This is a genomic window from Silvimonas sp. (assembly GCF_031291215.1).
Lineage (GTDB): Bacteria > Pseudomonadota > Gammaproteobacteria > Burkholderiales > Chitinibacteraceae > Silvimonas > Silvimonas soli.
The window spans coordinates 293,432-303,648 of the sequence record NZ_JARLJK010000066.1; the positions used below are offsets into that span (position 1 = coordinate 293,432).

General features: G+C 58.1%; 9 protein-coding genes. 8 read left to right on the top strand and 1 reads right to left on the bottom strand.

What is annotated here, in order from left to right; translation table 11 throughout:
* From P4L78_RS09270 to P4L78_RS09285, 4 genes are read left to right on the top strand one after another with little or no spacing between them, the layout of a single operon-like run.
* A complete protein-coding gene (locus P4L78_RS09270) occupies window positions 1-2,025 on the top strand; it encodes a DUF2298 domain-containing protein (RefSeq protein WP_309327740.1) in 2,025 nt (674 codons plus the stop codon).
* A gap of 24 nt (window positions 2,026-2,049) precedes the next feature.
* Window positions 2,050-3,036 (top strand): glycosyltransferase family 2 protein, encoded by a 987-nt coding sequence (locus tag P4L78_RS09275; protein WP_283147732.1) that lies wholly within the window; start codon window positions 2,050-2,052, stop codon window positions 3,034-3,036.
* A 10-nt stretch (window positions 3,037-3,046) separates the two neighbouring features.
* A complete protein-coding gene (locus P4L78_RS09280; RefSeq protein WP_309327742.1) occupies window positions 3,047-4,054 on the top strand; it encodes a lysylphosphatidylglycerol synthase transmembrane domain-containing protein in 1,008 nt (335 codons plus the stop codon).
* The gene (locus tag P4L78_RS09285; RefSeq protein ID WP_309327743.1) at window positions 4,051-5,376 is read left to right on the top strand and encodes an NAD(P)/FAD-dependent oxidoreductase; all 1,326 of its coding nucleotides are present in this window, start codon (window positions 4,051-4,053) and stop codon (window positions 5,374-5,376) included. Before P4L78_RS09280 ends, P4L78_RS09285 begins: the two co-directional genes overlap by 4 nt.
* Window positions 5,377-5,417: 41 nt before the next feature.
* Here P4L78_RS09285 and P4L78_RS09290 read toward each other — a convergent pair whose 3' ends face one another.
* Window positions 5,418-5,984: a YidB family protein gene (locus P4L78_RS09290; RefSeq protein ID WP_405051520.1), complete on the bottom strand. Its 567-nt coding sequence runs from the start codon at window positions 5,982-5,984 to the stop codon at window positions 5,418-5,420.
* Window positions 5,985-6,370: 386 nt separating this feature from the next.
* Here P4L78_RS09290 and P4L78_RS09295 point away from each other — a divergent pair, with 386 nt between their 5' ends.
* The 4 genes from P4L78_RS09295 (at window position 6,371) to P4L78_RS09310 (ending at window position 10,129) form a co-directional block, all read left to right on the top strand.
* Window positions 6,371-6,763, top strand: a complete 393-nt coding sequence (locus tag P4L78_RS09295; RefSeq protein WP_283147728.1) for a PleD family two-component system response regulator — start codon at window positions 6,371-6,373, stop codon at window positions 6,761-6,763.
* 91 nt (window positions 6,764-6,854) lie between these two features.
* Window positions 6,855-7,211, top strand: a complete 357-nt coding sequence (locus tag P4L78_RS09300; protein ID WP_390901582.1) for a response regulator — start codon at window positions 6,855-6,857, stop codon at window positions 7,209-7,211.
* Between the two features lie 69 nt (window positions 7,212-7,280).
* Entirely contained in the window at window positions 7,281-7,793 is a 513-nt protein-coding gene (locus P4L78_RS09305) for a chemotaxis protein CheW (protein ID WP_283147726.1), read from the top strand.
* Between the two features lie 164 nt (window positions 7,794-7,957).
* Window positions 7,958-10,129 carry a methyl-accepting chemotaxis protein gene (locus P4L78_RS09310; protein ID WP_309327745.1) on the top strand — a complete coding sequence of 724 codons (2,172 nt, stop codon included), beginning with the start codon at window positions 7,958-7,960 and terminating at the stop codon, window positions 10,127-10,129.
* Window positions 10,130-10,217 lie beyond the last annotated feature (88 nt).

A 10,217-nucleotide genomic window follows, 5' to 3' on the forward strand; every position in this document is an offset into this window, starting at 1 on the left:
ATGACGATGATTTTCTTGTTGGGCAGCCTGATTTTACTGTGGCTGCACCTGGCCGGGCTGACGGTCACGCTGGGCCACTGGTTGCCGTATCCCATCGCCCGCGCGGCGGGCGTGCTGGGCGTTACATTGGTGTTGTGCGCGCTGGAACACTTTGTGGGTCTGGGCCAGATTGGCTGGGCGTGGCCACTGACCAGCGCGCTGGCACTGGGCGCGCTGTGGCTGCAAAAGATCGAATGCCGCAGCGCCGCCTTCAAGGCATCCGAGCGGGTGTTTGCAGCAGCGTTTATCTACGGTCTGGCCTGGAAGTTTGTACTGCCTTCCATTTACCCGACCTCCGAGCGCGTGACCGATCTGTACTTCATGCAGAACTATTATCCAGGCGATACCTTGCCGCCGCTGGATATCTGGTATCCGCCGCATCATTTCGATTTTTACTACGCCTTCCAGCACTATGGCGCGGCGTTGATGGGCCGCTTGTTCAATTGGCAGCCGGGTTTTGCCTACAACATCGCCTTTGTGCTGGTCATGGCATTGTCGCTGTCGCTGGCCTGGGATTTCGCCAGCCGCTTCATCTCCCGCAAAGCCCCGCGCTTGCTGCTGATTGCGGCTTTGGCGCTGGGCGGCACCGGCATCACGCCGATCATGCATCTGGTGGCCGACCCCAACCCGGCCACGCCGCCGGATTGGGTTGCCAACGATTTCATGTGGGGCAGCGCGCGCTTTATCGGTAACTACGAATTGCGCATCAAGGACCAAGGCACCACGCTGGGTCGCGCTTTGTTCCCGCCGCTGACTGAGGCCAACAAACCCACGCCGGATTTCGAAACGCGTGAAATCCCGATGGAGAACTTTGGCTATCAGTTCTATCTGGGCGATTTCCATCCGCCGCTGGGTAGCTACTTCTTGCTGTTCCTGGCTCTGGCACTGATCGCGTGGCTGGAGGCACCGGCCATTGCCGGCGCAGTCGCCCTGTCACCGCGGCTGGGGCAAGCTTTGCTGGCTGGCACAGTGCCGGTCATGCTGATCACCAATACGTGGATTTTTCCGTTCTCTGCCGTATTGCTATTGAGCTGGATCGGCTGGCGTTATCAGCAGAAAAATCCGCCAGACTGGACGGCAATCATCGGTGGCGGCTTGCTGAGCGCATTGCTGGTTTATCCGTATCTGAGCGGGCTGGCCAATCAGGCCATCAACACGCCGATCTACCCTGTACGCTGGATGGATCACACCCCGGTGTTGCGGTTTATCGCTTTTCTGTGGCCCATGCTGGTGTTGCTAGTGCTGGCCCTGCTGGAAAAGCGCGCCCGTCCGCTGGCTTTGATGCTGGTTATTGCCTTTGGCGCCATGCTGGTGATCTCCGAATTCATCTACGTGCAGGACCCTTCCGGCGGCAAGTTCATCCGCACCAATACCACCATGAAATGGTGGGGCTGGATGTACAGCGGTGCGCTGCTCACGCTGGGCACCATGGCGTTAGCCAGTCAACGCAAGGTAACGCGCTGGATTGCCTATGCATCGCTTGCACTGACCTGCACTTACGCCTGGGACACCGCTAATTACCTGATGAGCACCGGCAAAGCCGACGCGGGTCATCTGGAAGGCTCACGCTCGTTCCTGAACGACCCACCGATGCGCGATATGGTCGGCTACCTCAAGAACGCGCCACGCGGTGTGTTGCTGGAGAACTGGTATGGCGACGCGTATACCAACCAGACACTGGTGGCGCTGTTCTCCAACCAGATTTCCATGCAAGGCTGGCCTAATCACGTCAGTCTGTGGCATGGCGCGCCGCGTGATGTCTGGATGCAGTCGGACAAAACCAAGGCGTTTTACCATGGCACTTTCCCGGAAGCGCTCGATTGGCTGGCACTGAATCACGTGCGCTATATCGCCTGGACGCGGGCCGAAGCGGGCATGGGTTTACCAGCGTGGCAGAACATCAATACTGCCATTGGCAGCCAGTACAGCTGGCATCCGTTCTATGCCGATGGCGGCTCGCAAGTTGGCCTGTGGATCAAAAAGTGATCAAAAAGTGACCGGACCTCAATCATGACGCGCTCGCTCATTTCAATCGTGGTGCCTTGCTACAACGAGGAAGAAGTCATCGGCGAAACCATCCGCCGTCTGAATTCCTTTTGCAGCGAGCTGACTGATCTGGATTACGAACTGGTGTTCATCGACGACGGCAGTCGCGATCAAACTCGCGTGTTGCTCAAAGAGATCGCCGCCACCAATCCAAACGTGCGCCTGCTGGCCTTCGCCCGCAATTTCGGCCACCAGATTGCGGTTTCGGCCGGGCTGGATGCCGCACGCGGCGATGCCGTGGTGTTGATCGACGCCGATCTGCAAGACCCGCCCGAGCTGATCCACCAGATGATCGCCAGCTGGCGTCAAGGCTACGACGTGGTTTATGGCACCCGCACCGAACGACCGGGCGAATCGGCTTTCAAGCTCTCCACCGCCCGCACTTTCTATCGCCTGCTGAACAAGCTGTCAGATGTGCCTATCCCGCTGGATACCGGAGACTTCCGGCTGATGAGCCGCAAGGTAGTCGACGTGCTGCGCGCCATGCCGGAGCGCGACCGCTTTGTGCGCGGCATGGTCAGTTGGGCGGGCTTCAAACAGGTCTCGCTGCCCTACGCTCGCGCCGAACGTTTTGCCGGTGAAAGCAAATACCCGCTGCGCAAGATGATCCGCTTTGCCAGCGACGGCATTTTGTCGTTCTCCAGCAAACCCTTGCAGTTGTCGATTGGCGTAGGCATGACCGCTGCCGCGTTGGCGCTGCTGGGCATTCTCTATGCCATCGGTTTACGGCTGTTTACCGATATCTGGGTCGAAGGCTGGACCGCCTTGATGATCGCCGTGCTGTTTATTGGTGGCGTACAACTGGTGTGCGTCGGCATTCTGGGCGAGTACGTCGGCCGCATTTACAGCGAAGTCAAACGCCGCCCTTTGTACGTGGTGGACGAATATATCGGCTATGCCGGCACCGATGGCCCGCAGAGCAGCCGCAGCCCGGTAGTGGATCGCAAATAATGAGCCGTCAATGAATTCGAAATCGCTAGTACGGCTGTTGCTGGGCGCGCTGTTGGCAGTGCTGTTCACGTGGCTGATCGTCCGCCAGATCGACTGGCATGGTTTGGTCGCAGCCCTCGCCGCCACGCAATACGCCTGGGTACTGGCCGCACTGGGTGCGTTCTGCGTCGGGTATTCGTGTCGCATTGCGCGCTGGCGTTCCATGCTGGCCAAAGATGTTCCCGGCATTAGCTGGTTCACTTGCGCCGGTCCGTTGCTGGCCAGTTTTGCCGCCAACAACGTATTGCCGTTTCGGGCAGGGGATGTGTTGCGCGCGTTCGCCTTTAACAGCCGTCTGGGGACTACCTCCGGCACGGTGCTGGCGACGTTATTTGTCGAGCGCTTGCTGGACCTGTTGATGGTGCTGGTGTTGCTGGGTGCCGCGCTAACTGCTTTCAGTCTGAACGCCGCCAGCTTTGCCGGTGTGGGCGCGGGTTTTCTGTTTGCTTTGGCGCTGGCGATTTTTGGCGTACTGGTGTTTCCGCAAGCGTTCTCGCCAGTGGCGCGTGGCGTCACTGCGCTCATCGCCCACTTCGCGCCAGGCATTGGCGAAAAGCTGCGCGCCGAGGTCAACAAAGGTCTGGCCACACTGGCGCATCTGGCCAAAGGCGGCAGCATGTTGCGGCTGGTAGGCTGGTCGCTGACGGCATGGCTGGCTGAAGGTTTTGTGTTCTATTTTGCCGGGCTGGCACTGCCGGATCTGATCGCCCCGCAAGCAGGCTGGCTGGCCTTGCCGGTGGGCACGCTGGCCACGCTGATCCCCTCCACGCCCGGTTATGTGGGCACCTTTGATTACTTCACCGTGCACGCGATGACGGCACTGGCTAACTCCACCGTCGCCGCTACTGCGTTTGCCCTGGTCGTCCATCTGTTGTTGTGGCTGCCGCCCACCATTTTGGGTGGCCTTTATCTCGTCGTTAACCCGCTGGCCCGCGATATTCGCGCCGCAAAAGAACAAGAAAGAGAAGAAGAACAATGACCGCGCTACCCACTACCACTCGCGTTGCCGTGATCGGCGGCGGTTTTACCGGTCTTGCTGCCGCTTATGAACTGGCCAAAGCGGGCATCGACGTCACTGTGCTGGAAGCGGACAGCGAAATCGGCGGTCTGGCCGGAGCGTTTGATGTGGCCGGTGAAAAGCTCGACCGCTTTTATCACCACTGGTTTACCAATGACCGCGAAGTGATGCAGCTGATTGATGAGCTGCATCTGAACGAACACGTAGCGATCAACCCCACCAATACCGGCGTGTGGTTCGCCAATCACTTCTTCAAACTCTCCACGCCGGGCGATCTGCTGCGCTTTACGCCACTGTGCTTTACCGACCGCATCCGGCTAGGCCTGTTGGCCCTGCGGGCACGCAAGGTCAAAAACTGGATGGAGCTGGAAGGTAAAACTGCCGCCGAGTGGCTCAAGGAGCTGGGCGGCGAGCAGGTTTACAAGGTGGTGTGGGAGCCGTTGCTCAAGGGCAAATTCGGTCCGGTGGCCGACGATATCTCCGCCGTGTGGTTCTGGAACAAGCTCAAGTTGCGCGGCGGTAGCCGGGGCAAAGGTGGCGAAGAACGGCTGGCGTATTTCAAAGGCGGCTTTGTGGCGCTGGCTGAATCACTGTCCATTCAACTCAAGCGTCTGGGCGGGCGCGTGCTGACCAATACGCCAGTGCAACGTTTTGAGCGCATCGACGGCAAATTTCATATCGAAACCCCGGCCGGTTTGCTGATTGCCGACGAGATTATCGCTACGCCGGCGTTGCCGCTGATTGCCGGGATGATCCAGCATTGGGCCGCACCGGATTACCTGGCCAAGCTGAACCGCATTCACTATCTGGCCAACGTATGTCTGGTGCTGGAACTGGACCGCAGTTTGTCCAAAACCTACTGGCTGAACGTGAATGACCCGACCTTCCCGTTTGTGGGCGTGATCGAACACACCAACTTCGAGAAAGCCGAGACTTACGGCGGTCGGCACATTGTTTATCTCTCCAAATACCTGCCGCATACCGACGCGCTTTACAGCATGACCGCTGACGAAGTACTGGACTTCTCGATCCCTTATCTGCAAAAGATGTTCCCGGAATTTACCCGCGACTGGATCCTGCGCCATCACGTATGGAAGGCGCGCTGGTCGCAGCCAGTAGTTGAAAAACACTACAGCCAGTTGATTCCGCCCGAACAAGGCCCGGTGCCGGGCATGACGCTGGCGTCAATGGCGCAGATTTACCCGGAAGATCGCGGCACCAATTACGCCATTCGCGAAGGACGCAAAACGGGCCGCGCAGTGGCGGCCCGTTTGCTGGCATAAAGACATCGGGTGCCTGCGCGGCGCCCGATGTCTTTGCGCAATCAACCGAACAACTTGCCCTTCAGGATATCCAGTCCGGATGACAACAGGCTGTCCGAGCTAGGCAATTCGCCATTCGGTGTGAGCGTATCCACCGCTTTAGGCAACAATTGCGAAAGATGGCTGGCCGCTTCTTGCGGGTCCACGCCCAGTTTTTGCGCCACGGCGGCAACGGTATCGCTGCCCAGTACCTGGTGCAGCTGATCTGCCGAAATAGGCAGATTCTGGCCGGAGCTGATCCACGACTGCGCCACTTCACCCAAGCCGCCTTGCTGGAACTTGCTGATCAGGCCACTGATACCACCGCTCTGATCCAGCAGCGTTTTCAATGCGCCCGCATTGGCCTCATCGCCACTTGAACCGCCCAGCATGCTGCCAATTTGATCGATCAAAGACATGATGACTCCTTGCGTTACGTTGGAAATATTGTGATGGTTGCCGCTTGACCCGGCCTTTACCGATTCTCGAGCCAGGCAGCACGGGCGAAAGAACAACCTTTGAATCCCGAAAGGTATGAATTGGGGAGAAGGCAGATGGGCAGTGGTTTTACCCGACTTGGGCAATATCACCGCGAAAACAGGCGCCAGACTGATTCAGATCAAATGCTTTCATACGATCATATAAGGAAAGCAATAATCAGAATTCAACCCGCCCCGCGCGCTTTTCCGCCAGACGTCGCTTTGTTACTGCCGCGTGTCACCCAGTCAGGCAAAAAACGCAGAAACTCTTGAAAATCACAGGCTTTTCGGGTTCGGGATACCGGATGTCACGCTGGCTGCGCCGCTCGCAACACCGTGCGCGCATTAGCCTTGTCTAATTCGAGAATGCGCCGGTATGATCCTCGACACATCATGCCCATCGCATGTTCAGAGTGCGCTGAGTCGCGTTGTAAGCAAGGCCCAAAAGCGTCGGAACGACCGCACCCAAGTTGTTGCAGTATCAGGAGAGAAACACCATGCCCAGTCTTACCGGGGTCAAAGTGATGGTGATTGACGACAGCAACACCATCCGTCGTAGTGCAGAAATTTTTCTCGGGCAGGCCGGTTGCGAAGTCATCCTGGCAGAAGACGGTTTTGACGCTCTGTCCAAAGTGAGCGACCACAACCCCGACGTGATTTTTGTGGATGTGATGATGCCGCGGCTGGATGGCTATCAAACCTGTTCGCTGATCAAGAAAAACCCGAGATTCAAAGCCACGCCGGTGATCATGCTGTCATCCAAGGATGGCCTGTTTGATCGTGCCCGCGGGCGCATGGTGGGTTCGGATGAATATCTGACCAAGCCATTTACCAAAGACAGTTTGCTGACTGCCGTCGACCAGCACGCCAAGGCGCGGCAGCCAGGTTAATCGTTGTTTAGTTGTTGCCTGGCCGGCCCCAAAACCCCGGCTGGCATGTAATACCCGGAACACCTCAAAAACGGAACCCAGTCTCATGTCTATCAAAAAAGTGCTGATTGTTGATGATTCTCCAACCGAGCGTCACTTCCTCGGCGAGCTGCTCAGCAAAGCCGGATACCAGGTGTTGACCGCCGAATCAGGCGAAGAAGCAGTAGGCAAGGTTAAAGAAATCATGCCCGACCTGATCTTGATGGACGTCGTGATGCCAGGCATGAATGGCTTCCAGGCAACACGCCAGATTTCGCGTGATGAAGTAACGAAACATATTCCGATCATCATGTGTACCTCCAAGAACCAGGAGACCGACATGGTGTGGGGCAAGCGACAAGGCGCGGTGGAATACATCGTCAAACCGGTCGATCCGCAAGAGCTGTTCAACAAGATCGCCGCACTGTAAGCAGATTGGCGACTCACTTGGCCAGACTAAAACAAGCAGGCTAAGAGCAAGATTCCGGGGGGAATGAACATGGCCAAGCGCATCAGCTTGCGCGAGTACCAGGAAGGGGTGGTTGCGCGCCTGAAAACGGCGGCATCCGCCGAGCATGTCGACGCCCATCTGGGCGTGCGCATTGGCGATGCCAACTGGCTGGTGGATCTGGCCGACGTGGCCGAGGTCATGCCGGTGCCTCAGGTATCTGGCGTGCCGCTGGCGCAGCCCTGGTTTCGCGGCGTATCCAATGTGCGGGGCAATCTGGTCAGCGTATCCGACATTTCTGCATTTTTTGGCGGGCCGACACTCACTACCAGTGCTGCGGCGCGCCTGATTTTGTTGCACCCGCGCCACATTTTGCACTCGGCAGTGCTGGTTGATCGCATGCTCGGTCTGAAGCATTTGGCCGATATGCAGGGCGAGGCGACGCAAAGCCTGCATCCGTGGGCGCAAGCGCAGTTCCGCGATGCTGCAGGCGGACAATGGCAAACCCTGGATGTAGCCCGTCTGGCGGTCGACCCACATTTTCTACAGGCCGGTGTGAACTGACAGCGCCCACTGCCTGCCCGGCACACCGGGTGGCGTGGACAAACGCTGCAAGAACAACGGATTATCACGCATCACTAATTGCATAATTCGCGCAAGCGACTGACGTGAAACGCGCACCACAGAGCGCGTAGGCGGACAGGGGCAGTATCAGGGAGAAGCACCAAATGGCATTGAAAGCGGATGGCCTGAAGGGTTTGTTTGGCCGCAAGAACAAGTCGGTTGACGGGTCTGGCGCCAAGCTGGACTCAGCAAAAACCACGTGGATTCTGGAAAAACTGCGTTTGCCAGAAGGCAACGAAGATTCCGTTCTGCGTCCGGTTCCACTGATTGGCCACTTGCCGGCGCGCCAGCAAGTGGCGTGGTTGCTCGGTACCGTGGGTGTAGCCGGTGTCGGCGCCGCGCTGATTGCCTTCTTCGCTTTCCAGGCTTCTGGTGTGAACGCGGAACGTCGTTCAACCGCTACGGAAATGCAGATGTTGTCGCAGCGGATCGCGCGGGCATCCACGCTGGCAGTACGGGGTGACCCGGAGGCCTTCAAGATTCTGGAAGACGCCTATGGTCGTTTCGACAAGGATTTGATGAGCCTGTCCGGTCACAGTCTGTTTGGCGTGTTTGTGCGTAACCCGTCCGGCACGCTGGATGCGGTGGATCAGGTCTGGACCCTGTCTTTCCGCCCCAACCCCAGCCGCCCGACCGTTGACACCATCATCAAGCAAAAGCAGCCGCTGATTACCGTGGGCAAGAGCGTTGCCGGTATTAACGAGAACGATGCGCGCTTGCTGGAACTGACTCAGCAATTTGCCGCCATGTTGTCGGAAGGCGGTGGCACAGTGCACGAACTGGACTACGCCAACCAGCTGGCCATGTTGTCGCAGCGTATGGCCAAGAACGCCAACGCCCTGCTGGCCAGTGAGTTGATCAACCCGGAAACCGTGTTCTTGTTGGGTAAAGATACCTCGACCTTCGGCGACATCATCACCGGCTTTATTGATGGCAGCGACGAGTTGCAGATTCGCCCGGCCAACACCTCGGCCATGGTGAGCAAGCTGCAGGAAATCCGCACTTACTTCACCCGCTTCCAGACGGTGGTGACGTCCTTCTCGCACAACATGCAGCCAATGGTGAACACGCGTCTGGCCAACCAGACCATCGTGCGTGATTCCGAACCGCTGCTGAAGAACTCCATCGAACTGGCCAGCGTGTACGAAAACACCGCCGGTAGCGTGCTGGTGACGGTGCTCGAATTCTTGTTCATCGGCACTGCGCTGGCTGCGCTGTACTTCCTGCAACGCGTGTACAACCAGGATTCGGTACGTCGCCGCTTGCAGATCGAAGGCGAAAACAAAAAGAACCAGGAAGCGATTTTGCGCTTGCTGAACGAAATGTCCGACCTGGCCGACGGTGACTTGACCGTGCGCGCTTCGGTGACTGAAGACTTGACCGGCGCGATTGCCGACTCGATCAACTACACCATTGAAGAGCTGCGCTCGCTGATTACCGGTATTAACCGGGCAACCGATCAGGTGGGTCAGGCCACCGGCGAAGCGCAAGGCGTGTCGACCGAACTGATCGCGGCGGCGGATCGCCAGTCGCGCGAAATTGTCAGCACCAACCAGACCGTTGAACAGATGGTGCGCTCGATCCAGGACGTTTCTGCCACCGCCAACCAGTCGGCTGAGGTTGCGCAGTCCTCACTGGCTGCTGCTGAACAGGGCGCCTCTGCGGTAAACAACCAGATCAAGGGCATGAACGAAATTCGCGAACAGATTCAGGAAACCGCGAAACGGATTAAACGTCTGGGTGAATCGTCACAGGAAATTGGTGAAATCGTTGAACTGATTTCCGACATTACCGAACAGACCAACGTGTTGGCGTTGAACGCGGCGATTCAGGCGGCGGCGGCGGGTGATGCCGGTCGCGGCTTCTCGGTGGTTGCGGAAGAAGTTCAGCGTCTGGCGGAACGTTCCGGCGAAGCGACCAAGCAGATCGGCGCGATTGTGAAGACCATTCAGACCGATACCCATGACGCGGTAGCGGCGATGGAAGTGTCCACACAGGGCGTGGTCGAAGGGGCCAAGCTGTCTGATGCGGCCGGTCGCGCACTGACCGAGATCGAACGCGTTACCCGCGATCTGGCGGTGCAGATTCAGTCGATTGCGCAGGAAACCGAAGGGCAAGCCGCACTGGCCGCCCGCGTGAATGCCTCCATGCGCGACATTTTGTCGGTGACCGAACAAACCTCCGCCGGTGTGAAACAGTCTGCGGTCGTGGTCGGTCAATTGAACGGACTGGCAGAAGGGCTGAAGAGCTCGGTGTCCGGCTTCAAACTCAACTAAACATCGGGCGTATTGCACCCGCGTAACCCCTTGGTGCTGCCATGCAGCGTCGGGTTGCGCGGTGCCTGGCTCCACAGCATTAATTTTG